Annotated in this window: 20 protein-coding genes; 17 read left to right on the forward strand and 3 right to left on the reverse strand. The window is 39.7% G+C overall.

Annotation, left to right across the window (positions count from 1 at the left end; translation table 11 throughout):
- Positions 1–4 precede the first annotated feature (4 nt).
- Positions 5–625 carry an S-layer homology domain-containing protein gene (locus KSU66_RS03705; protein ID WP_269050066.1) on the reverse strand — a complete coding sequence of 207 codons (621 nt, stop codon included), beginning with the start codon at positions 623–625 and terminating at the stop codon, positions 5–7.
- A gap of 446 nt (positions 626–1,071) precedes the next feature.
- Here KSU66_RS03705 and KSU66_RS03710 point away from each other — a divergent pair, with 446 nt between their 5' ends.
- The 5 genes from KSU66_RS03710 to KSU66_RS03730 all read left to right on the forward strand — a co-directional run bounded on the left by KSU66_RS03710 (position 1,072) and on the right by KSU66_RS03730 (position 7,900).
- A complete protein-coding gene (locus tag KSU66_RS03710) occupies positions 1,072–2,163 on the forward strand; it encodes a glycosyltransferase (RefSeq protein WP_269050067.1) in 1,092 nt (363 codons plus the stop codon).
- A 140-nt stretch (positions 2,164–2,303) separates the two neighbouring features.
- Entirely contained in the window at positions 2,304–3,437 is a 1,134-nt protein-coding gene (locus tag KSU66_RS03715) for a PrpF domain-containing protein (protein ID WP_269050068.1), read from the forward strand.
- Positions 3,438–3,464: 27 nt separating this feature from the next.
- Positions 3,465–6,137: an aconitate hydratase AcnA gene (acnA, locus tag KSU66_RS03720; RefSeq protein ID WP_269050069.1), complete on the forward strand. Its 2,673-nt coding sequence runs from the start codon at positions 3,465–3,467 to the stop codon at positions 6,135–6,137.
- 28 nt (positions 6,138–6,165) lie between these two features.
- Positions 6,166–6,846: a GntR family transcriptional regulator gene (locus tag KSU66_RS03725; protein ID WP_269050070.1), complete on the forward strand. Its 681-nt coding sequence runs from the start codon at positions 6,166–6,168 to the stop codon at positions 6,844–6,846.
- Between the two features lie 91 nt (positions 6,847–6,937).
- A complete protein-coding gene (locus tag KSU66_RS03730) occupies positions 6,938–7,900 on the forward strand; it encodes an AbrB family transcriptional regulator (RefSeq protein WP_269050071.1) in 963 nt (320 codons plus the stop codon).
- Between the two features lie 178 nt (positions 7,901–8,078).
- Here KSU66_RS03730 and KSU66_RS03735 read toward each other — a convergent pair whose 3' ends face one another.
- Positions 8,079–8,726, reverse strand: a complete 648-nt coding sequence (locus KSU66_RS03735; RefSeq protein ID WP_269050072.1) for a LytR/AlgR family response regulator transcription factor — start codon at positions 8,724–8,726, stop codon at positions 8,079–8,081.
- A gap of 215 nt (positions 8,727–8,941) precedes the next feature.
- On the opposite strand from KSU66_RS03735, the gene aceA reads away from it, so the two are divergent.
- The 7 genes from aceA to KSU66_RS03770 all read left to right on the forward strand — a co-directional run bounded on the left by aceA (position 8,942) and on the right by KSU66_RS03770 (position 13,672).
- Positions 8,942–10,228: an isocitrate lyase gene (gene aceA / locus KSU66_RS03740; protein ID WP_269050073.1), complete on the forward strand. Its 1,287-nt coding sequence runs from the start codon at positions 8,942–8,944 to the stop codon at positions 10,226–10,228.
- 83 nt (positions 10,229–10,311) lie between these two features.
- Positions 10,312–10,440: a protein YhfH gene (yhfH, locus tag KSU66_RS03745; RefSeq protein WP_269050074.1), complete on the forward strand. Its 129-nt coding sequence runs from the start codon at positions 10,312–10,314 to the stop codon at positions 10,438–10,440.
- 31 nt (positions 10,441–10,471) lie between these two features.
- On the forward strand, positions 10,472–10,600 hold the full coding sequence (gene yhfH, locus KSU66_RS03750; RefSeq protein WP_269050075.1) for a protein YhfH: 129 nt from the start codon (positions 10,472–10,474) through the stop codon (positions 10,598–10,600).
- Between the two features lie 30 nt (positions 10,601–10,630).
- Positions 10,631–10,759 (forward strand): protein YhfH, encoded by a 129-nt coding sequence (gene yhfH / locus KSU66_RS03755; protein ID WP_269050075.1) that lies wholly within the window; start codon positions 10,631–10,633, stop codon positions 10,757–10,759.
- A gap of 72 nt (positions 10,760–10,831) precedes the next feature.
- Positions 10,832–13,018, forward strand: a complete 2,187-nt coding sequence (locus KSU66_RS03760) for a malate synthase G (RefSeq protein ID WP_269050076.1) — start codon at positions 10,832–10,834, stop codon at positions 13,016–13,018.
- A 23-nt stretch (positions 13,019–13,041) separates the two neighbouring features.
- Complete coding sequence (locus KSU66_RS03765) at positions 13,042–13,170, forward strand: YhfH family protein (protein ID WP_269050077.1); 129 nt, start codon at positions 13,042–13,044, stop codon at positions 13,168–13,170.
- Between the two features lie 121 nt (positions 13,171–13,291).
- A complete protein-coding gene (locus KSU66_RS03770) occupies positions 13,292–13,672 on the forward strand; it encodes a RidA family protein (RefSeq protein ID WP_269050078.1) in 381 nt (126 codons plus the stop codon).
- Positions 13,673–13,726: 54 nt separating this feature from the next.
- On the opposite strand, the gene KSU66_RS03775 is transcribed toward KSU66_RS03770, so the two are convergent.
- Positions 13,727–15,367 (reverse strand): PucR family transcriptional regulator, encoded by a 1,641-nt coding sequence (locus KSU66_RS03775; RefSeq protein ID WP_269050079.1) that lies wholly within the window; start codon positions 15,365–15,367, stop codon positions 13,727–13,729.
- A gap of 250 nt (positions 15,368–15,617) precedes the next feature.
- On the opposite strand from KSU66_RS03775, the gene KSU66_RS03780 reads away from it, so the two are divergent.
- The 5 genes from KSU66_RS03780 to allB all read left to right on the forward strand — a co-directional run bounded on the left by KSU66_RS03780 (position 15,618) and on the right by allB (position 23,608).
- Positions 15,618–16,847, forward strand: coding sequence for a pyridoxal-phosphate-dependent aminotransferase family protein (locus KSU66_RS03780; RefSeq protein WP_443028931.1), 1,230 nt, complete (start codon positions 15,618–15,620; stop codon positions 16,845–16,847).
- A 378-nt stretch (positions 16,848–17,225) separates the two neighbouring features.
- On the forward strand, positions 17,226–18,536 hold the full coding sequence (locus KSU66_RS03785) for an MFS transporter (protein WP_269050080.1): 1,311 nt from the start codon (positions 17,226–17,228) through the stop codon (positions 18,534–18,536).
- A gap of 279 nt (positions 18,537–18,815) precedes the next feature.
- A complete protein-coding gene (locus KSU66_RS03790; protein WP_269050081.1) occupies positions 18,816–20,216 on the forward strand; it encodes an NCS1 family transporter in 1,401 nt (466 codons plus the stop codon).
- Positions 20,217–20,611: 395 nt separating this feature from the next.
- Positions 20,612–22,132, forward strand: coding sequence for an allantoin permease (allW, locus tag KSU66_RS03795; protein ID WP_269050082.1), 1,521 nt, complete (start codon positions 20,612–20,614; stop codon positions 22,130–22,132).
- Positions 22,133–22,222: 90 nt separating this feature from the next.
- The gene (allB, locus tag KSU66_RS03800) at positions 22,223–23,608 is read left to right on the forward strand and encodes an allantoinase AllB (protein ID WP_269050083.1); all 1,386 of its coding nucleotides are present in this window, start codon (positions 22,223–22,225) and stop codon (positions 23,606–23,608) included.
- Positions 23,609–23,651 lie beyond the last annotated feature (43 nt).

Here is a 23,651-nt window from a genome sequence, read left to right on the forward strand (position 1 = left end):
ATTATTATGAAACATCTTCCACTTCGGGGGGGGCATTTTTCGACAATCCATCTGCTCTATAAATAAAAATCGCAAATTCTCCGCGTGATATATTGTCAGACCCACCGAAAGATGTGTTTGTCTTACCTTGAGTAATTCCATTTTCTACGAGTGCAGCAACAGAAGTTTTAAACCTCGGGCTTACGTCAGTAAATGGAATATTCTCTTGTTTTGCTTTTAATTCGTAAGCTTCCGCAATCACTTTCGCCATTTCAGATCTTGTCATTGAATCTGCAGAGCCATATTTCCCGGGATTTTTCCCGCTAATAATACCTTTATTGGCAAGTGCGTTCACTGCCCATGCACGATTTTTAGGAACGTCTGTAAATCCAGCATTGGGTGATTTTGTATTTTCATCAAATCCCATCGCCTTTGCAACGATAACCGCAGCATCGATTCGTTTGATGGGAGAATCGGTTCCAAATTTAGTAGCTGTAATACCATTTGCATACTTTGCGCCTACGATGTAATCGACTTCAACTTGGTAGCGGTCACTAACGTCACTAAATGCTGCAGACGTACTCGGAGTCTTCAAAGTAAACGACAATAGAATAATAATTAACGAGAGCGATAAAACTTTTTTCAATAGAAAACATCTCCTTCATATTACATAGTTTACACCGAAAATGTTTTTGCTGCAAAAAAGTATATAATATAAGCTGAACTAAAGAATGTGTCACCTAGTTGATTGTAGTGGAGAGCGGCGACTCCAGCGGGAAAAGCGCGTCCAGGTGAGACCCCGCAGGAAGAGCTGTTACGAAGAACAGCTTTTGCGACCAAAAGCGTTAGCGTTGGGAGCATGTTTTAGCGACGAGGAGGCTCACGGACCGCCCGCGGAAAGCGTCCGCTCGGAACGGAAATCAATGGCTCGGTTAAGCAATCATCATTGGACTTTCAGGTTAGAATCTTTAATTCAACATATATAGCAACCATCAGATATAGGTTCATGCTATTTTGTAGCGAATTGTATATACTTAGTAAATCGATCATTCAAAAACAATTGTATTAAGTAAAGGTAGGATGAGGAATTAGATGAAGAAAATAATTGTTTTAAGCAATATGTACCCTTCCAAAGAACATCCAACGTTCGGGATATTCGTGGAAAATCAAGTAGAGTTACTGCGTTCTTCGGGGCAAGAAGTTGACGTCATTGCGATTGAGAATGCAGGAAAAGGAAAAATAACGACATTGAAAAAGTATATAACTTGGTTTTTTCGTTCGTTTTTTCATATGTTAAGAAACCGTAAAAAAGTATCGTTATCTCACGCACATTATGCTTTTCCGACGGGCTTGATTTCATTAGTTAGTAAAAAGTTATTAGGCATACCTTACGTTGTAACCGTTCACGGCGGTGATATCGACAAGATGTCAACTATCCATCCGATGATTGCCAAACTTACTAAGAAGATTTTAGTTCAAGCAGATACAGTCATTGTCGTTGGCGAAAGGCTAAAACGTGATGTAATTGAGCGGTTTGGTGTAAGTGAAAATAACGTAACGGTTATGAGTATGGGTGTCGACACTTCGATTTTTAAAAAAATACCTAAAGAAGAAGCAAGAATGTCATTGGGACTTCATGTCGATGGACCTATTATTTTATTTGTAGGGAATATCATCAAACAAAAAGGTCTGTTGGAATTAGTAGAAGCGTATAAATTATTGAAGGGAAATGTTCCAGATCTTTCATTGTATTTAATCGGTTCAACGAAAGACAGTGGCTTCGTGTCTTCTCTGCAATCGTATATTTCAGAGAACAAAATTCAGGACGTTCATTTTATAGGACCAAAACCTCAAAGTGAAATCGCTAAATGGATGTCGGCGGCTAATATATTGTCATTGCCTTCGTATCATGAAGGATTTGGACTCGTCGCGCTTGAAGCGATGGCGGTTGGTATGGACGTTGTTGGAACAAACGTTGGTGGACTTACGTATTTACTTGCTGACGATGCGGGAATACTCGTGCAACCTAAAGATGTGAAATCACTCCACGATGGGTTAGCGCTGGCACTTAACGGCGATACAAACAAAATTAACCGTACAGTTGTCTCAGAAAGAGTAACAGAACATGCATATGAAACAATCTTACAGAAACTGCAAAGTATTTATCGCAAAGCGGCCCAATAAAATAACAGCGTACTCAACGTGATTTGCGTGAAACGACAAACATGCCCAGCTAAGAAATTAGTTAAGGCATGTTTTTTTGGATTGCAGGACACTGTACAATTGTATACAATTATATATAGCGAGAAAGGGAAGTGAATTGGATGAGCCAGTTTTCAGTGCCTTGTGCTGTTTATCGTGGTGGTACGAGTAGAGGATTATTTTTTAACGCAAATGATTTACCGGAAAATCGTCAAGAGATGGAAAGGATATTTTTAAATGGAATTGATTCGTATAATCTTTCACAAGTGAATGGGTTAGGAAGTGGGACTTCACATACGAGTAAAGTCGTTGTTATCGCACCATCTTCTGTCGATGAGGCGGATATTGATTATACATTTTACCAAATTGGAATCGGTGTGGAAATTGTTGATGATAAAGGAACTTGCGGAAACTTAATGGCGGCAGTTGGTGCATTTGCGGTCGATGAAGAAATGATTAAAGCGGCCGATACAGACGAGGTCATCGTCAATGCGTTCAATACAAATATTGAAAAAATCATTCGAATTAAAGTGCCAGTTGTCGACAGACAAGCAAAGGTAACAGGTGATTATGTAATGTCGGGAATTCAATTGCCCGGGGCAAAGTACAGTGTCGATATTTTGTCGCCGGGTGGCGGGAAGACAGGAAGTACATTACCCCTTGGCGCTACATATGAACTAGTGGGAAAAGAAAATCGCTTTAATGTGTCAGTTGTCGATGTTGTAAATCCATTTGTCTATTTATCTACTGAGTCCGTCGGATTAGCTGCTGAACAATTATTTACGGATTTATCACAAGAAGTCGAGTTAATCGATTTACTGGAGTCGACGAGGCGTGAAATATCTTATCGAACGGGCTTAACGAATTCGCTAGAAGAAGCTGCTGGTGCACCGGCGATTCCTAAAATAGCGATTGTCTCATCACCGCATGATTATGTGACGGCTTCGGGGGAATCCATAAAAAAAGAGGAAGTTGATATCATTGCGAAGATGGTGTCAATGGGACGTTTTCATAGGACGTTTGCAGGAAGTGGTTTGTATAACTTAGCTGCTGCAGTGTTACTTCCTGGTACGATACCAAATAATTGTTCTGGCATTAAAGATACGAAAGCAGAACGGGTCATTCGAATCGGCCATCCCGATGGAATTGCCGAAGTAAAAGTGAAAGTAAAAGCAGATGGAAAAGATGTTGAATACGTAGGACTTGAACGGACTGCACGAAGAATTATGAAAGGGAATTTGTATATTGCGAAGTAAAGTGGGCTAAAAGGGGGAGCAATTAAAATGAACCATTCTACTATAGAAGTAAACGGTGTCACATATCATTATTACAATCTCCAGAAGTTAGAAGATAACGGCATTGGGTTTGTATCGGCATTACCTTTTTCCATCAAAGCTTTACTGGAAAGTGCGGTGAGGCAATTTGATGGAAAGTATATAACAGATGAACATATCGAACTGTTAGCGAATTGGAAAACAACGCAATCGAGTACTAGTGAAATTCCGTTTAAGCCCGCTAGAATTGTTTTGCAAGATTTTACGGGTGTACCGGCAATCGTTGACCTAGCGGCGATGAGAAGCGCGGTTTCCGGTTTAGGTAAGGAGATTGACCGCATTAATCCACAAATACCTGTCGATTTGGTTGTCGATCATTCGATTATTACAGATGCGTCAGGCAATGAAAGATCATTCGATGTAAACCTTGAACTCGAATATGAAAGAAACGCCGAACGGTATCGCTTTGTTAGGTGGGCGCAGCAAGCATTCGATAATTTCAGAGTCGTACCGCCCGCGTCTGGAATTGTACACCAAGTGAACTTGGAGCACTTAGCAACTTCTGTTCGGACAGCTGAAAAAAATGGAGTTACCGAAGTCTTTTTAGATACACTTGTCGGAACCGATTCGCATACACCGATGATTAACGGTCTTGGAACAATCGGGTGGGGTGTTGGAGGAATTGAAGCAGAGGCGGCAATGTTGGGACAAGCACTTTATTTTGTGATTCCGGAAGTAGTGGGCGTTAAACTAGTCGGGAAAATGCCAGAAGGTTCAACTGCGACGGATTTAGCGTTAACGGTAACGAGTTTACTACGTGAAAAAGGGGTTGTCGGAAAAATTGTAGAGTTTTTCGGACCTTCGCTTACAGAAATCACGTTGGCCGACCGTGCAACGATTGCGAATATGGCACCTGAATACGGTGCGACAATGTCCTTTTTCCCAACGGATGATTTGACGATGGATTATTTGAAGTTGACGGGAAGAGGGCAGTTTGTTGAACTGTCCAAAGCGTATCACGAAGCACAAGGATTGTATCGCACGGATACTACCGCGGATCCGGAGTTTACGGAAGTATTAGAAATCGATTTGGAGAAAATTGTTCCAACGTTGGCGGGACCTAAACGACCGCAAGATAAAGTAGCTCTGTCTTCGATGAAAGAAGAATTTGTACGCTCGATTTCGAAACCTATCGCAGAACGTGGGTATGGATTACCGGGTGAGGAGATTGAACGCTCGGTTACCTTGAGTGATTCCAAAGAGCAACTACATACAGGGGCAATTGTACTCGCAGCAATTACGAGCTGTACAAATACCTCGAATCCTTATGTAATGATTGCCGCGGGCTTGTTGGCGAAGCGCGCTGTAGAAAAAGGTCTTGTTACACCAAGTTTTGTGAAAACGAGTTTAACGCCCGGTTCGACTGTCGTCACAAACTATTTACAAGAATCAGGCCTTCTTCCGTATTTAGAACAACTTGGATTTTATGTCGATGGGTATGGCTGCGGGGCGTGTTGTGGAAATACAGGCCCACTTGCGGAAGAAGTGGAGGTCGCAATTACCGAACATAATTTAGTCGTGTCGTCTGTTTTAAGCGGAAACCGCAACTTCGAAGGAAGAGTCCACCCACTTATTAAAGCGAATTACTTAGCATCACCTCCGCTAGTTATTGCATATGCACTCGCTGGAACGGTTCAAAAGGACTTATTGACAGAACCACTTGGAGTTAATGTTGACGGGGAAGCCGTATTTTTACGTGATGTATGGCCTACTTCTGCCGAAATCGAAGAAGTCATTGCCGCGACTGTCCACTCCGATTTATTTACAAAGCAATATGGCACTATTTTTGACAATGAACGTTGGGATGCAATTGACGCACCGACAGGCCCATTATATGAATGGGACACAGATTCTTCGTACATTCAAGAAGCGCCTTTCTTTAAAGCGGGCAATCAAAATGAAGTGCTTGAAGATAATTTCAAAAATATGAACGTCTTATTACTGTTAGAAGACTCGATTACGACCGATCACATTTCACCGGTCGGGCATATTGGACTCACTTCGCCGGCAGGAAAGTATTTGTCTGAACGTGGTGTTTCACCTAGACAATTTAACTCCTACGGTTCAAGGCGTGGAAATCACCATGTGATGATGCGCGGAACTTTTGCTAATATTAGGTTGCGAAATAAGCTTGCGGACGGGGTAGAAGGTGGATTTACGAAGTTTTTACCAGATGGAAAATTAATGCCTGTCTATGAAGCCGCAATGAAATATAAGGAACTAAAGAAAAACTTACTCGTCATTGCCGGGAAAGAATATGGAACAGGAAGCTCAAGAGATTGGGCGGCGAAAGGGACGGCTCTGTTAGGTGTGAAAGTTGTATTGGTAGAAAGTTTCGAGCGAATTCACCGCAATAACCTTGTCGGGATGGGGATTCTTCCTCTTCAATTTAGTATGGGTGAAGGTGCTGTGGGTTTTAAGTTAAATGGAACCGAACAATATGATGTGATTGGCTTGGGTGATTTACCTGTACCGGGACAACAAGTAACAGTTAGAGCGACTGATATTCATGGCGTCGTGAAAGAATTCGAAGTGATTGTTCGATTAGATAGCGATGTTGAAGTTGAGTATTATAGGAATGGTGGAATTTTGCCGTCTGTTATGCGGCAGTTTATCCAATAATGGATTGTTTAGGAAAGGAGTTTCGTATATGAACGAGTTACCGCAAACGAAAAGAATGTCGTCGAGTGATATTGCTTATAACGAGTTAAAACAAAAAATTATTGAACTGCAATACGAACCTGACAGTCAACTTGTTGAGGAAGAATTGTCGACTGCTCTAAATGTGAGTCGTACGCCGCTTAGACAGGCCCTTTACCGACTTGAATTGGAAGGGTTAATTGTTAAACAGGCCAACGGAAGAATGCGCGTTGCCCCGGTTTCGTTAATGGAAGTTGAAGAAGTGTATAAAGTGAGAGAGGTTCTTGAAGGCCTTTTGGCTAGGGAAGCGACAATCCATATGACAGATGAAAAAATTCAACAACTAGAAGATGTTTTGGTTTTGATGAAGTTATCGGCGGAACAAAATCGTGTCAAACATACGGTTCGATATAGCATCGAGTTCCATTCTGTGCTGTATTCACTAAGTACGAATCAAACCGTCAAGCGTTTAATGGAGCAATTGAATGGCTCAATCGAACGTTATCGACGAATTAGTGGGTATAAGAATCCGGAATTCAAACCAATCGTTCCTGTGCAAGAACATCAAGAAATATTCAAACTGATACAGGACGGAGACCCGGAAAAAGTGGAAGAAGAAGTTCGCAAGCATACCATTCGTAAATTGGCCGTAGCGAAAGAAACATTGGAACTCTATTTCGCAAAGAAGTGAGAGGAATTCGCATGACTTATGAAAAAGTGGTTTTTTTACTCGTCTGTGTAGTAACGGGTTATACGTCTCAGGCGATTGGTGTTCCTGCTGGATGGCTTTTAGGGCAATTGTTACTGGAATTGTTTGGGGTATTTTTAAAGGGAAATTATCTTTTGATGGACTACCATTTAAAATATCATTGGCATTTGTTGCCGCAAATATAGGGTTGCGGCTAGATCCAAAAGTTTTTACGGAAATTCAAAGTCTATTATTACCACTGCTGTTAACGATTTTAATCACTCTTACAACGGGTTATTTTTTAAGTCTCCTTCTATATAGTAAAACAGATTTAGACGAAATGACGGCTTTCTTTTGTTGTATACCAGGCGGCGCATCCGAAATTATTGGCATGAGCAAAGAGTTTGGTGCGGATGAACGAATTGTTGCGGCATTTCATACAGTACGAATTACTGTTTTTGTATTATTTATTCCGCTTATTGTTGGCTTGATGGAATCGACTGCGAAGGTGGCTGTCGTACAAAAAGTGGTTGAAATGGAATGGATGCACTTTATCTTTTTCCCGATTGTTGTTGTTCTTACATTATTATTAGATAAAAAGTTTCATATACCGGGTGGAACGTTATTGTTTTCAATCGCCATTGCTTTTATTTTATCTTCCTTTGTAGTCGACGTTGGCTCGTCCCCAGCTTATCTCTCGGGTATTGGTCAAGCTTTCATAGGGGGAATGGTGGGGGTTCGTTTTGACAAGGCGGTATTAGTACAGTTGCTGAAAGTTGGTAAAATGACGATTGTCATTATTAGTATTTTCTTTGTCGTCAGCATTTTGACGAGCTTGTTGTTTCATTATATGACGCTCATCCCGTACTCGGTTAGTCTAATAGGTACAGTTCCTGCGGGAGCGGCCGAAATGTCGACAACGGCAATTGCATTGGATCTAAACCCATCAATCGTAGCAAGCTTACATATTGTGCGAGTGATGCTATTGTTTCTTCTTTTGCCGTTGTTAATAAAAGTCTTTAAAGCAATTAATAGAAAAAGAGAAAAAGTAGTGTGAATCTACTAAACAAGCCACCCCGTAGAGATACGGGGTGGCTTGTTTAGTAGATTTAGGGGGGCGAGGCCGGCTGTCACGTCGGAATTCGGCCGACCTTGGTTGTAATTCGCGCCCCCGACGTCGGAATTCATCGCTTTTAGTCCAAATCTCCTTCCTATCGACACCAAGCCATAAAATATCAAAACTCCAGTACCGTTCGGACGCTGTTTGTATAGGTCTGGCTGACGGGGAGTTTTGTTCCATCTATTAGAGTAATGAGTAAAGAGGAAAAGTCTCTAGAAATCGATTTGATGGATTGAATATTAATAATATACGATCGGTGAATTCGTAAAAATGAATTGGGTAGTCGTAGCTCTAGACTTTTCAGTGTATGTTCCGCGCTGTAATCAGCATTTTCCGCGTAAAACCAAGTTTTCTTTTGAAAGCTTTCTATATAGTTGATTTTTTCGATAGGTATTGGATACCACATATCGTTATGTCTGCCTGTAATGAAGCGTAGCGGTTCATTTATTAAAGAGTAGTAGTTTGGTGGAAGAATGACAACTAATACACCAAGTCCATCTTTCATATCGATTGGATAGCCAATACCGTAATAAGGGACGCCGAATAACGAGTCATCCATCAGTGCATCTACTTTGCTGTTTTTTTTGAATGTGAGATCGGCGATACTGCCCGCTTCAACGCTTTGCCCTTCTTTCAGGCGAATGTCATGCCTTCCAGAACTGTAATAATAGTACGTATTGTCAATAGCAAACGCTATGGAAGCTTCTTTTGGAATCCATTCTTCTATAATACGTGTAATCTGTTGCAATTCATTTTTCTTCATTTTTAATTCCTCCTTTTAACAAGCTTAGCAATATAGTAGTCTCCTTTCGTCTTACTATAATCCATTCCGTCTTGAAATAATACGACTTGTCAAAATTCCCTGACAATTTCAATAATCTGTTATATATTACTGTATAACAACTCCCACTGTTATTGAACAGAAGGAAGTTAAAACAACTAAACTTAAAACTAAAAAAACTGGAAGGTGTGGTCGAAATGACAAGCAGACAAGAGCAAATTGAACAATTGGAGAAAAGTTGGGCAAATGATGAAAGATGGAATGGTATTACACGAGATTACTCAGCAGCAGATGTTGTAAAGTTGAGAGGCTCTCTTCAAATAGAATATACACTCGCACAAAAAGGTTCGGCGCGTTTATATAAATCATTGCAAGAAGAACCATTCGTCAACTCACTTGGAGCGCTAACGGGTAACCAGGCAATCCAACAAGTTAAAGCAGGACTGAAAGCAGTTTACCTAAGTGGATGGCAAGTTGCCGCGGATGCGAACATTGCAGGACAAATGTATCCCGACCAAAGTTTGTACCCGGTAAACAGTGTACCAACTGTTGTACAACGCATTAACCAAGCACTTCAACGTGCTGACCAAATAGATCATGCTGAAGGTGGCAACGAAGGATTTGATTGGTTCGCGCCGATTGTTGCAGACGCGGAAGCCGGATTCGGTGGACCGCTAAACGTTTTCGAACTCATGAAAGCAATGATTCAAGCGGGTGCGGCGGGCGTTCACTTTGAAGACCAACTAGCATCTGAAAAGAAATGTGGTCACTTAGGTGGTAAAGTATTGCTTCCAACGCAAAACGCTATCCGGAACTTAACTGCCGCTAGACTTGCAGCCGACGTCTTAGGTGTTCCAACTATCATCCTTGCACGAACAGATGCAGAAGCCGCAGATTTGATCACAAGTGATATTGATCCACGCGACAAAGAATTCATAACTGGTGAAAGAACACCAGAAGGATTCTACCGCACGAAAAAAGGACTTGACCAAGCGATTGCACGAGGACTTGCTTATGCACCATATGCAGATCTAATCTGGTGTGAAACTGCAACACCAAGTCTAGAAGAAGCACAAGCGTTTGCAGACGCAATCCATGCCAAGTTCCCAGGTAAGATGCTTGCTTATAACTGTTCACCATCATTTAACTGGAAAGCATCTGCTCTTACGGATGATGAAATTCTTAACTTCCAACGAAGCATTGGTAAAATGGGTTACAAGTTCCAGTTCGTAACACTTGCAGGGTTCCACTCGTTGAACCACAGCATGTTCGAACTTGCAAACGGCTACAAAGATGATGGAATGGCTGCTTACTCTAAGTTACAAGAAGCAGAGTTTGCTAGCGAGAAAGACGGTTATACAGCTACCCGTCACCAACGTGAAGTAGGAACAGGTTACTTTGACGAAGTGTCACAAGTTATCTCCGGTGGTACATCTTCAACGACTGCAATGGCTGGGTCAACTGAAACAGCGCAATTTGCTTAAAGTTTAAATGAAAGACTACTCTTCCCTTAACGAGCAAAACGTTTGTTAAGGGGGAGTCATTATAAAAAGTGGAGGAGATTATTATGAGGGAAAAAGAAATGACTAGAAGGTCACCTGAAAAAGAATGTCGCGAATGTGGCAACAAAATCGTCGAGAAACATGAATCGTACTTGTATGAATGTGAACGGTGCATTGGAAAACATGAAGCGTAACAACTAAATTAAAAAAATGGAGGAGATCACTATGAAAAGAAAAGGAATCACTAGAAGGTTACCTGAAAAAGAATGTCGCGAATGTGGCAATAAAATCGTCGAAAAACACGAATCGTATTTGTATGAATGTGAACGGTGCATCGGTAAGCATGAAGCGTAACAACTAAATTAAAAAATGGAGGAGATCACTATGAAAAGAAAAGGAATCACTAGAAGGTTACCTGAAAAAGAATGTCGCGAATGTGGCAACAAAATCGTCGAAAAACACGAATCGTATTTGTATGAATGTGAACGGTGTATCGGTAAACATGAAGCGTAATTGAAAACGTCTCTATTCCTATAGGAGGATTGGAGACGTTTTTGGTTCAAATTTATTGGGGGGGAATTATACGTGGGAAATTATATAACTGTCGGTGATATCCAAGTTTCAAAACTACTTTATAACTTCGTTAATGCAGACGTATTACCAGGAATTGAAGTCAATCAAGAACAATTTTGGTCTCGTTTTGACGCACTCATTCATAAATTATCTCCGCTAAATAAAAAACTACTAATTGAACGCACAGAGTTACAAAACCAAATCAGTGACTGGCATAAAGAACAGAAAGAAAACTTCGATTTCGGGAAGTATAAAGCATTTTTAAGTAAAATTGGTTACTTAGAACCAAAAGTAGAAGACTTTAACGTTTCAACTGCAAATGTAGATAGTGAAGTGGCTACACAAGCTGGACCACAACTAGTTGTGCCAGTGGACAACGCACGCTATGCACTGAACGCAGCGAATGCTCGTTGGGGCTCTCTCTATGATGCACTCTATGGAACAGACGTCATTTCTGACACAGATGGTGCAAAGGCGGGTAAAGGGTATAATCCAGTCCGCGGTGAAAAAGTTGTTTCTTTTGCGAAAAACTTTTTAGATGAAGCTGTACGACTAGCGAATGCAACGCATGCTGAAGTGCAAAAATACACAATCATAGGTGATCAATTAGCAATCACGCTTCAAAATGGCGAATCTACCAATTTGAAAGATGCAACAAAATTTGTAGGTTATCAGGGGCAACCTGAGGAGCCAACCGCTATTTTATTAGTTAATAATGGTATGCACATAGAAATCCAAATCGACCGGAATCATCCGATTGGAAAAACCGACTTAGCTGGTGTGAAAGATGTCTATTTGGAGGCGGCACTATCCACATTGATGGACTTTGAAGACTCCATTGCCGCGGTCGATGCGGAAGATAAAGTGCATGTGTATCGGAATTGGTTAGGTTTAATGAAAGGTGACTTAACAGCGTCATTTCCAAGAGGCAATAAAACGGTTACACGTCAGCTAAACGATGATCGTACGTATACATCACCGAACGGAGAAACAATTACTTTACCTGGACGCTCGCTTATGTTCGTTCGAAATGTCGGACATTTAATGACGAACAGTGCCATTCTCGATAAAAATGGAGAAGAAGTACCAGAAGGGATTATGGATGGGGTTCTTACGTCGTTAATAGCAACGTATAATTTAAAAGAAGATGTGTCTTATAAAAACTCGGAATACAATTCAATTTACATCGTTAAACCAAAAATGCACGGATCGAAAGAAGCGGCGTTTGCCAATACGCTTTTCAATCACATTGAAGATCTATTAGACTTACCGCGTTACACATTGAAAATCGGTGTAATGGATGAAGAACGTCGAACGTCTCTTAATTTAAAAGCATGTATTCATGAAGTAAAAGAGCGAATTGCGTTCATTAACACAGGATTCTTGGATCGTACGGGCGATGAAATTCATACATCGATGGAAGCGGGCGCGATGATTCGTAAAAACGATATGAAACAAACGACATGGTTACAATCTTACGAAACGTCAAACGTCGTTGTTGGGCTTGATTGCGGGTTACCGGGTCATGCACAAATTGGTAAGGGAATGTGGGCGATGCCCGATTTAATGTCCGCGATGTTAGAGCAAAAGATTGCTCATCCTCAATCGGGTGCGAATACGGCTTGGGTACCATCGCCGACGGCTGCGACATTGCATGCTCTTCACTATCATAAAGTGGATGTAAATGAAGTACAAAAAGGAATTTCAAGTTCACAAGATTTACAAGATGATATTTTACAAATTCCATTGGCGGACAATACGAATTGGACAGCAGAAGAAATCCAATCGGAACTCGATAATAACGCACAAGGAATTCTCGGTTATGTCGTCCGTTGGATTGATCAAGGTGTAGGCTGTTCTAAAGTGCCAGACATTAACGATGTGGGCTTGATGGAAGACCGTGCCACATTGCGTATTTCTAGCCAACATCTAGCCAACTGGTTACACCAAGGAATTTGTACGAAAGAGCAAGTCGAAGAAACGATGAAGCGTATGGCACAAGTTGTTGACAAACAAAATGCCGAGGACAAAGAATACCGTCCAATGGCTCCGAACTTTGACGATTCGGTTGCGTTCGCAGCGGCAAGTGACCTTGTATTCAAAGGTATTAATCAGCCAAATGGCTACACAGAACCAATTTTACACAAACGTCGAATTGAAGCGAAAGCCAAATATGCAATTCAAACTGTACAACAATAAATTTAAAATGGAGGGGATCTATTATGAAAAAGATGAAAAATAATGGGGATGCACCGAAAAAGGTTTGTAGGGAATGCGGCTGTGAAATTATTGAAAAAGTTGAGTCACCATTGTATGAATGCGAGCGGTGCATCGGATCGCACGAAGAATGAACTAGCAACGACTTTACTCCAGTTGATGGATGTAAAGTCGTTTTTTGTTTGTCGAAAAAAGGGTTTATCTGTTTAGTATGGAAGTAGTATCGGTGCAAGGATTAAAAAAGGGGGAGTCATTATGACAAGAAAAATTTATAATGCAAAGGGTGCGACAGTATCAGGACCATACTCACACGCAGTGGATGCAGGAGAGTTAGTCTATTTTTCGGGACAAACAGCAATGAATGCAGTTTCAACAGAAGACATGGCGGGGGATATTAGGGCGCAGACGAAGCAATGTTTTATAAATTTATTTGAGGTATTAGAAGCAGCAGATCTTACGTCTGATGAAGTAGTAAAAGTAAATGTATATTTAACAGATATGAAGGACTTTTCTGCAATGAATGAGGTATATGAAACTCAGTTTACTAAGCCATATCCTGCTAGGACATGTGTAGCAGTATTAGCATTACCACTGGGAGCCGAAGTAGAAATAGAGATGATAGCTAAAAGAAAGTAACTATTATAGATGATAAGCAAAAGGAGTGTTGCCATCCGGCACACTCCTTTTGCTTTAGGTAGGGATGAACGTCGTACGCATAAGTAAGGCCATACGTAAATGAAGGGAGCTTTGTGAATCATGGATGGAACACCCAAGAATTTCTTCACATTTAGCTATTCGGTATTTAACAGTATTACGATGAACATACAATTTTCTAGATGTAATCGCAATTTGACAGTTATTGTCTAGATAAACTATTAGTGTTGTGACTAAGTCTTCCTCGTCCTTATTTTTAGGATATGAGAGGGAAAGCAAAGTATTTTCATAAAAGTTAAGAAGATTCTCTTCTGGAATTAATCGAATGAGTTCTTTTAGTTCCTTCGGTAGATAGAAGTTTATAAAGTTATACTTGAATAGTTCTGTCCCTTGTTTCCATGCTTCCACGGCCTCTGTATATGTAATGGGGATATAAGTCACGTCATTAAAGACATTACCAACACCGAAAGAGAGCGAAACTTTTAAGTTCGAGTAAACCTTATGTTGGAAGTTCTTCAACCTTTCTTCTATTGTGCTCTTAAGTGGATTCGCGATATTTGTAGGAGATTGCATCAAAATAACAAAATAAGAATCTTTCATAAAAACTATATTTTTAGTTTCGGTTTTAAAGAACGATTTTTTTAGATACTTGGACAAATAATCGTATAATCTATTCATAATATCTGTATTTTGTTTATCATCGTCAATTTTACAAACAATGCAAACATATTTTAGGTTGTCAATTAAGCCATGCTGTTTACCTCTATGAATTATTTCCTGTTTGGTAGAAATGTTTCCATCAACAAGAGAAGTGAAAAAGTTGTTTTCTAACAAACGGCTATTTTCTCTAATTGCTTCATTTTTAAGCAGTGTGAACGAAATAACTGTTGATGCTTGCTCAATAGCTAATTGTGAAGAAGGGTATGGAAGTTTTTCAGGATTTAAAATGATTAGCAAGTATGGATATGGATGCATCGTTTTAACTTGGAATAATTTTGCGGAAATGTCTGCAACCTCTGCGTCAGAGCTGCTAACTAAAAAAGTATCTTTTCCACGGTATGTATCAATATCACCCTTAATAAGTTCCTCAACGCTATCTGCTGTTATTTTCATATTATTCGTCTGAAAATGATGCGAAAAAGAAATAGTTTCTCCCATAGGGTCTAATAGAAGGACGGGACTTTTTAATAAGGATCCAAGACTTTCAATCAATGATTCCAGTTCATAACCTTGTATCATCATATTCGTAAACTTTTTGTGCACATGAATTGCATAAAATAACTCTTGAATTTGGTTGTCCCATATAAAACTTAATAGTTGGTGGGCGACGGTACCTAATGTTAAAGATTCTGGAATTTGAATAATTGGAAAGTCTAATGAGTCCGCTAAGTCGATTACTTCTTGTGGAACTTTATCAATAAACCTTTTAAGTTTTATAGCAATTCCGGCACAGGGAAGTTCATTGACTTGTGAAATAAGATCGCCTAGTGCGGCGGGATTGTCTTTGAAAGCGTATCCTGTTGTTACAAGTAGTGAATTTTTAGCTAAGAAGTGGATGACGTCGGGTGTTTCCGACACTTCAATTGATTCAACGTCCCTTTTAAGCCCGGCATGTCCAGCTAAAACTTTCGCGTCTCGAAATACATCAACGAAAAATAAATCTTCTATCTTCTTCATAACACACCTCTATATCAGCTTTTTTTGGCCATTATCTTTTGAATTAAGTTTATAAACATAAATATAAGTTGTTCATTATAGATGAAATCTAGTGGCTAAATTGTTCATATTAAATAATGACATCGTTTGTTGATTCCCTTATAATCAACTGTACATAGAATATTCCTCAAAATCAATTATAAGTAGAGTTGGCGTTTATTGGAATAATGTTTTAGAGCTATTATAATTAATAAGGAAAGGGAGTATTAATATGTTAAGAGAATTGAATCCTTCTATAAGAACGTTAATGACACCAGGACCGGTTGAAGCGGAACCACGTGTGCTTCGTGCAATGACAATCCCAATTATCGGACAATTTGACCCGGAGTTTCTACAAATTATGGATGAAACAATGGAACTATTAAGAAAGACATTTCAAACGAAAAATCGTTGGGCATATCCAATTGACGGTACTTCGCGCTCTGGGCTTGAGGCAGTTCTTACTTCTATTATTGAGACTGAAGATAAGGTTCTAGTACCTATATTTGGACGGTTCGGTCATTTGGTAGCAGAGATTGTTGAACGTTCCGGTGCGGATATGACGACGATGGAATGTGAATGGGGAAAAGCTTTTGATCAAGAGGAGATCATTGCTGAAATAAAAAGGGTTAAGCCGAAAATTGTAGCACTCGTACACGGTGAGACTTCAACGGGTATCATGCAACCATTGGATAGGATTGGTAGATTCTGTCGTGAAAATGATGTTTTGTTCGTTGTAGATGCTGTTGCTACTTTAGCGGGTGCAGATTTTAAAACAGATGAGTGGAATGTCGATGCCGTTATTGCAGGTACACAAAAGTGCTTGGGTGTACCAACTGGGATGGCCCCGGTTACTTATAATGAACGAATTGAACAAGTCATTCATGAGCGGAGAAAAGTTGAGCGAGGCCTAGATATTACATCTCAGAACTCTAGAAGAATTCAAAGTAACTATTTCGATCTAAGCCAAATTCAGGAGTATTGGAGTCCTAAACGGCTAAATCACCATACAGAAGCAACTTCAATGCTATACGCGCTTAGGGAAGGTCTGCGTATCATTGATGAAGAAGGTTTGGAAGAGCGATTCGCAAGACATAAAGCACATGAGAAGGCGCTTGTAGCAGGTCTTGAAGCGATGGGTCTTACGCTATTTGGGGATTCGCGCTATAAAATGCCTATTGTTACGTGTGTGAATATTCCTGAAGGAGTAATCGGTGATGATGTTCGTGCAACGATGTTGAATGAGTTTGGCGTAGAAATAGCGAGCACGTTCGGATCACTTGCAGGAAAAATATGGCGTATCGGATCGATGGGCTTCAGTTGCCGAAAAGAAAACATTTTACTCGTTTTAGCTGCGTTGGAAGCGTCCATCTATCGTCACGGTGGAAAAATTAATACTGGTAAAGCGCTTCAAGCTGCAATCGATGTATATCAAGGAAAAACGGCAGTTCTCTCAAAATAAGTTATAAAACATTTAGAAATAATAGGCTGACTCTTATGGATTATTGAAAAATAATCTTTAAGGGTCAGCTTTTTTATGTGTAGCTTTGATGGTTATCTGGTGCATCCATTCGAGAATCAGTCACTCTGCATAAAGTGCGAGCTTTGAAATTGTTCAATTTAGCTAGTGATTTTAGCGAAGTCAACGCTTACAATAAAAGATATCCAAAAGTCGGAATATTTAAAACACTGTATCGGAATAAACTTGGATGCCCTATTTCATTTTTAAATTGGCCACATATGACTCATCTATATTAAATTGCTATGTGAGGGAAGTATTTAGTGAATTCTTTAAAAAGGGTGAATGGGAAAGTTATAAAAATTAAAAGGGGGTATTTTTATGAGTGCACAATCGCAAGCGGTGCCTAAGCAAAGTTGGAAAGTCCGTTATTCGGTCTTATTGGTATTGTGGTTATGTTGGTTGTTTTCTTTCCTTGATCGTATGGTAATCACTATCGCCTTACCATTTATCGGGGATGATCTTAGTTTAAATGCAACTGCGCAAGGTTTACTACTGAGTATATTTTTTGCTGGTTACGCATTGTTCCAGATCCCAGGTGGAATGTTGGCAGATAAATTTGGTTTCCGTCGTGTCGTAAGTATTGCCATTGTTTGGTGGTCTATATTTACAACTTTAACTGGGTTTATTTTCTCCTATCCACTTTTATTGATTGTTCGTTTTGTCTTTGGATTAGGGGAAGCTTGTTTACCCGGCGGATCATTTAAAGCGATTGCTACTTACTTCCCGAAAAGTCAACGTGGAACAGCGACAGGGATTCAATCAACAGTTAATACACTTGGACCGGCAATAGCGGCTATTGCGGCGGCAGCGATAATCGGTTTATATGGATGGCGTGTTGTCTTTATTATTATGGGGGTTCCAGGACTTTTAATCGGAATTTATATTTGGTTGAAGTTCAAAGATAATCCAAAAGACCATCCTAAAATTACGAAGGAAGAACTGGCGGAGTTGGAAGAAGATCTTGATGAAACTCCCGCCGAAAAAAAGAAGTCCGGTGTATCTTTCAAAGAACTCTTAAAAAAGCCGATTTTATGGCAAATGGCTGCAATTTGGTTCTTCTTTGATATTACGTTTTGGGGCTTTACGTCTTGGCTCCCCTCTTATCTGATTAAAGAAAAAGGACTATCTCTAATGAGTACGGGGTTATACAGTGCGTTACCGTATTTGGTGGGGACGGTAGCAATTGTTCTTGGTGGGTATTTATCAGATAAAATCAAAGGAAATAGAAAATGGATATTTGTCCCGAGCGTGCTTGCTGGCGGTGTAGCTCTCTATTTCATGTTCCAAACTTCTTCTTTAACAATGGTTATCGTATGTCAATGTCTAGCGGCCTTCTTTATGTTCCTAGCTCAAGGTGCTTTCTGGGGTCTAGTTCTTGTCAGCCTTCCTGCAAAAATTATGGCATCGGGTACGGCGACGGTTAACTGTTTTGGATCTCTTGCGGGTTTCGTATCTCCATTCCTAATGGGTTATATGATCCAAACAAGTGGTTCATTTGATACTTCTTTCATTATGATGATTGCGGCTCTAGTAGTAGCAGCTGTAATTGCGTTGACCATTAATGAAAAACCGAAGGAAGATGAGATAGAAATAAATCTTGAAAATCCAAAAAAGGCAGTTGCTCTTTGAGTCAAATGGAAAATTGGGATTATTGAGCCTGATAAATACTCAGGCTCATCTTTATAATTTTAATCTTATAACAATTCATTTTGGTCATTTTGAACAAAAATATTTTTTAATATCATCCATAATAGCTAGTGATATATAACTTGTTAGCGCTTACAATTAGTACATACCACGAAAACAGAAAATTTTAAATTGGTAGAACCTTAGGGTGTTTGTTATTCCGCTCAGTTCTAGCATTATCAAAAATATGACAAACAATGAAAAAAAGGAGTTGGGCTTACTATGACTACAAATTTAGAAGGTTACGTTCAAGAGACGCAGACTCGACATGATACGGGTATGGATGAATCACTCAATCCGAAAACCGAAAAGGGGCGTACGGTAGGTCCGATATCCTATTTGTTTATGTGGATTGGAGATGGCGTTAATTTAGGTAATATGACACTTGGAGCTAGTTTGGTAGTAGCAGGGGTCGCAACGCTAAACATCATTCAGACATTTGTCGCAGCTATCATAGCCATTGGAATTATCTCAACTGTTTTCGCCTTAAATGACAGGCTTGGATACAGAACGGGAATACCATATGTTGTACAGCTCAGAATGTCCTTCGGTGTGAAAGGTTCCGTCATATCGTCACTTATGCGCGGTATCCCCGCCATCGTTTGGTACGGTTTTCAAAGCTGGATTGGCGGTACAGCCTTAAATGAAATGGCGAAGATTGTTACGGGTGGCGCTTTCAATAGTGTTATCATTTGCTTTGTAGTGCTCCAACTTTTTCAAATCGTGCTTTCGTTATACGGTTTTCATGCCATTAAATGGGTGGAGGCGCTTGCGTCTATTGTTATTATGCTAGCACTTGTCTATGTGTTTGGTGTTCTTCTAACATCCCATAGCGCTGTTATTACAGAAAAATGGGTTCATGCAAAGGGCTCATGGGGATTGCCGTTCTTTGCATTCATAATGATGTTTCTAGGGAATTATGCGGCTATTTTTTTAAGTGCAGCGGACTATTCAAGAGAGCTCAAGTCGGGTATTAGCGATACGAAACGCGGGCTTTTGTACTTTTCACCGATTTTAATAGCATACGGCTTGACACTTACAATCGGTGCAATGCTTGCTTCTGCAACCGGCATTTCTAATCCTGTCAAGGCATTTGCAATAGTCGTGGACAACCCTTATATTACATTCTTTGTATCCGGATTTATTGTTCTAGGTGCAGTTGCGGTAAACATGGTTGCCAATATTATTCCGCCAACTTATGTTATTACGTTGCTTACAAAAATGAAATATAAACCTGCTGTTATTGTAACTGGACTGCTTGGGTTATGTTCTTTCCCTTGGGTGCTTGTTCAGGATTCTTCGGCAAAGGGTCTTGGTATGTTCATTCTTATCTATTCTGCATTTTTAGGCCCGATCGTTTCTATTTTATTAATCGAGTATTATGTATTAAGAAAGCAAAAGGTAGATGTTGAAGAGATGTACAAGGAAGACGGCCAGTTTGCGGGATACAATCCATGTGCTCTAATTGCAATGCTTATCGGTGCCAGTGCCGCCTTTATGTTAGTAGAATTGGCCTGGATTATCGGCGTTGTTGTGGCGGGAATTGCATATATTCTTCTGATGAAGTATACATTTAAAGATTCAGCATTCAAAAAGGGTACGATATTTGAGAGAAAAATATAAACTTGTTGATGAATCCAAGTCTATAAGTTAAAGATAAAAGAGCGATTATAAGACCGGCTCAAAAGGTCCTTGAAAATGACCTTTTGAGCCGGTTTTCTTTGTTTATAAATGAAGAAATTTATATGGATGACCTAATCGAAGATAACTTATCGGTTTGGGTTATTTTTTATTTAGTTATTTTATACAAACAATAATTAATGAAATTGTTTATAGTAGACAATGATATATGAAGTGACAACGCTTACAATGAATATAGGCATTAATTGAGAATAATCGGAATGTTAGGAACTACAAAATGATAAATTTGGATTCAAGCGAACTCGAATGCTTCATTCCTTTTTTATCTTGGAAGCTATGATCAATAAGTATAGAATGTTTAGAAAAGAGGGACCCCTTTGAAACAGTCTGAAGCTCCAATGGAACAAGAATTAGGATTCGGTAGTGATTTATTGCCTGTAAAGCCTGAGGACAGAAAATGGAAAACTGGAAATTACTTTTCGATATGGATGGGCTCTGTACATAATATTCCTTCCTATATTACAATCGGTGGTTTTTTTGCACTTGGACTATCGGTTGGACAGGTGTTTTGGTCAATTATGATTGCTTCAATTATTCTTGCAGCAGTAATGGTCTTGAATGGTCATGCGGGCGCTAAATACGGTATTCCATTTTCTATGCTATTAAGAACTTCATACGGTACAAAGGGAGCCATGCTACCTGGTATTTTAAGAGGTTGCATTGGTGCAATCATGTGGTTTGGATTTCAAACGTATGCAGGTAGTCTTGCGTTCACGATTTTGCTTGGGAAACTATGGCCCTCCTACTTAGAGTTGGGTGGAAGCTGGAGCTTTTTCGGTCTTAGTTTACCAGCTTTAATTTCATTCATCGTCTTCTGGACTTTCAATATACTATTTGTTTATGGTGGAATGAAAGTTCTAGGTAAATTTACAAAGCTACTATCACCGCTCATTTATGTCGTATTTGGAGGAATGGCCATTTGGGCGATTAAATTGGCAGGAGGAATTACGCCAATTCTTCAACATACATCCAAAGGAATTGACGGAAATAGTATCATTGTATTCATTGCTTGTATTAGTGCGATACTAGCAGCATGGGCTGCTCCGATTGTAAGTGCTTCTGATTTTACAAAAGAAGCCCGCTCGCAAAAAGACCAGACAATTGGTCAAGTTGCCGGTCTTGTGATCACCTATTTATTATTTGCGGTTGCAAGTATTGCAGTTATCGTTGGTTCGGAAATTGCTTTTGGTGCACCTATATGGAATGTACTCGATGTAGTCGATCGTTTTGATAGTAATTTTGCGATTGGAATTTCTGTATTAACAATTTGTATGACAACATTGGCTGTAAATATTACGGGTAATATTATTCCGGCGGGTTACCAGTTATCCGCTTTATTTCCGAAGTACCTTACTTTCAGAACGGGTGCGCTACTCGCCGCTGTAATTGGATTTATGATAATGCCGTGGAAGTTGATGGAGAATGCTACAAGTATCTTCACATTTCTAGGTATTATTGGAGGCTTACTAAGTCCAGTAATTGGTGTTATGCTCTCCCATTACTTTTTAATATCTAAAAAAGAACTTGATATGGAAGAATTGTATTCCATGAATGGAAAGTATAACTATAAAAATGGGGTCCATATGCCCGCCATGATTGCTACACTTGGTTCAGGATGTATAAGTTTAATTGGTCAATTTGTACCTTTATTTAAACCTTTATATGATATTTCCTTTTTCTCTGGTATAGTTTTTGCATCTGTAATCTATGTTGTACTTGTTAAAAGGGGATTATCAGCTTCCGAAAGCAGACAGAAACAGGAAGACGTCATTAAAATGGATTCTGAATCACTTGATATAGCAATGCCTACCATTTCAGAAACAGGAAGACGTGGTTAAATCGTCCTAATAAGAAAACGACAAGACTTTATAACATTGTAAGTCTGAATATTATGTACAATGAATAAGCAAATATAAGGGGGAAATAATATGGAGTATGATCTTATTATTAAAGGCGGACAAGTCGTTTTCAGGGATGAAGTAAAAAATGTCGATATTGCAATTAAAAATGGAAAAATATCTGCAATTGCTGAAACGATTGATGACGCGGCTGTAAAGATTATCAATGCCGAAGGACAATATGTAATGCCTGGTATGATTGATACGCATGTTCATATTTGCGAACCTGGCCGTACAGAATGGGAAGGTTTTGTGACGGGAACAAAAGCATTGGCTGCCGGTGGAACAACGAGCTATGTAGATATGCCATTGAATGCCCTTCCTGCAACAGTAGACAGGGCGGCAGTGCGGTCAAAGCTAGAAGCTGCAAATGGAAAGAATTATGTTGATTACGCATTATATGGTGGTCTTGTTCCTAGTAATCTCGATAAGCTAGAAGAGCTGTCTGATGAAGGTGTTGTTGCGTACAAATGTTTCATGGCGACATGTGGCTCGGATATCCCAGATGATTTTACAAATGTCGATGATTATACTCTTTATGCGGGGATGAAGAAGTTGGCTGAATTGGGCCATATGCTATCAATCCATGCTGAAAATGCCGTTATTACGGATCGCCTTGCCGAAGAAATGGTTAAGAAAGGTAAAATTACCGCTACAGATTACGTTGCAACACGGCCAGTATTTACGGAGGTTGATGCTGTGAAAAGAGCGCTGTTTCTAGCTAAAGAAACAGGTTGTAAGCTTCATTTCGTACACATTAGCACAGCGGAAGCTATAGATGAAATTATTAAAGCTCAAAACGAAGGACAGGACGTAACTGTCGAATCTTGCCCTCATTATTTTACAATTACAACTGCTCAGTTCGAAGAGATTGGTCCGGTCGCAAAATGTTCACCACCACTCCGCAACGAAGTAGAACAGGAAAAATTATGGGATAAATTGATTGAAGGTAAGATTGATATGTTAACTTCAGATCACTCACCATGCCCGCCTGAAATGAAACATAGTGATACAAATAATATATTTGAAGTATGGGGTGGAATTACAGGCTGTCAAAATAACGTTGATTTAATGTTCGATGAGGCAGTTTTAAAGCGTCATGTCCCTGTAACTGATTTTGTTCGCATGATTGCAACAAACCCAGCTAAGCGTTTTAATATGCCTACTAAGGGAGAAATTGCTATATCTAAGGACGCCGACATTATCTTGGTCGATGCAAACCAATCTTATGTAGTTAAGAAAGAAGACCTCTATTACCGCCACCAACATAGTCCATACATTGGTAGAAATATTAATTGCCGTGTCACGAAAACTTTTGTTCGTGGGAATCTGGTTTTTGAACTAGGACAAGGTATTGTAGGAGAACCAGTTGGTGAATTAATAACATACAACGCAAAGGAAACTGCATTAGTATAAATAGATTACGGCTTCAGCAACTCCTTCCTTAAACAGAACGAGT

This window comes from Sporosarcina sp. G11-34 (assembly GCF_026931025.1).

Excerpts from the sequence above, each read along its gene's own strand:
- KSU66_RS03710 (WP_269050067.1), top strand. The coding sequence starts at position 1,072 with ATGAAGAAAATAATTGTTTTAAGCAATATGTACCCTTCCAAAGAACAT.
- KSU66_RS03715 (WP_269050068.1), top strand. The coding sequence starts at position 2,304 with ATGAGCCAGTTTTCAGTGCCTTGTGCTGTTTATCGTGGTGGTACGAGT.
- acnA (WP_269050069.1), top strand. The coding sequence starts at position 3,465 with ATGAACCATTCTACTATAGAAGTAAACGGTGTCACATATCATTATTAC.
- KSU66_RS03725 (WP_269050070.1), top strand. The coding sequence starts at position 6,166 with ATGAACGAGTTACCGCAAACGAAAAGAATGTCGTCGAGTGATATTGCT.
- KSU66_RS03730 (WP_269050071.1), top strand. The coding sequence starts at position 6,938 with ATGGCTTTTAGGGCAATTGTTACTGGAATTGTTTGGGGTATTTTTAAA.
- KSU66_RS03735 (WP_269050072.1), bottom strand. The coding sequence starts at position 8,726 with ATGAAGAAAAATGAATTGCAACAGATTACACGTATTATAGAAGAATGG.
- aceA (WP_269050073.1), top strand. The coding sequence starts at position 8,942 with ATGACAAGCAGACAAGAGCAAATTGAACAATTGGAGAAAAGTTGGGCA.
- yhfH (WP_269050074.1), top strand. The coding sequence starts at position 10,312 with ATGAGGGAAAAAGAAATGACTAGAAGGTCACCTGAAAAAGAATGTCGC.
- yhfH (WP_269050075.1), top strand. The coding sequence starts at position 10,472 with ATGAAAAGAAAAGGAATCACTAGAAGGTTACCTGAAAAAGAATGTCGC.
- yhfH (WP_269050075.1), top strand. The coding sequence starts at position 10,631 with ATGAAAAGAAAAGGAATCACTAGAAGGTTACCTGAAAAAGAATGTCGC.
- KSU66_RS03765 (WP_269050077.1), top strand. The coding sequence starts at position 13,042 with ATGAAAAAGATGAAAAATAATGGGGATGCACCGAAAAAGGTTTGTAGG.
- KSU66_RS03770 (WP_269050078.1), top strand. The coding sequence starts at position 13,292 with ATGACAAGAAAAATTTATAATGCAAAGGGTGCGACAGTATCAGGACCA.
- KSU66_RS03775 (WP_269050079.1), bottom strand. The coding sequence starts at position 15,367 with ATGAAGAAGATAGAAGATTTATTTTTCGTTGATGTATTTCGAGACGCG.
- KSU66_RS03780 (WP_443028931.1), top strand. The coding sequence starts at position 15,618 with ATGTTAAGAGAATTGAATCCTTCTATAAGAACGTTAATGACACCAGGA.
- KSU66_RS03785 (WP_269050080.1), top strand. The coding sequence starts at position 17,226 with ATGAGTGCACAATCGCAAGCGGTGCCTAAGCAAAGTTGGAAAGTCCGT.
- KSU66_RS03790 (WP_269050081.1), top strand. The coding sequence starts at position 18,816 with ATGACTACAAATTTAGAAGGTTACGTTCAAGAGACGCAGACTCGACAT.
- allB (WP_269050083.1), top strand. The coding sequence starts at position 22,223 with ATGGAGTATGATCTTATTATTAAAGGCGGACAAGTCGTTTTCAGGGAT.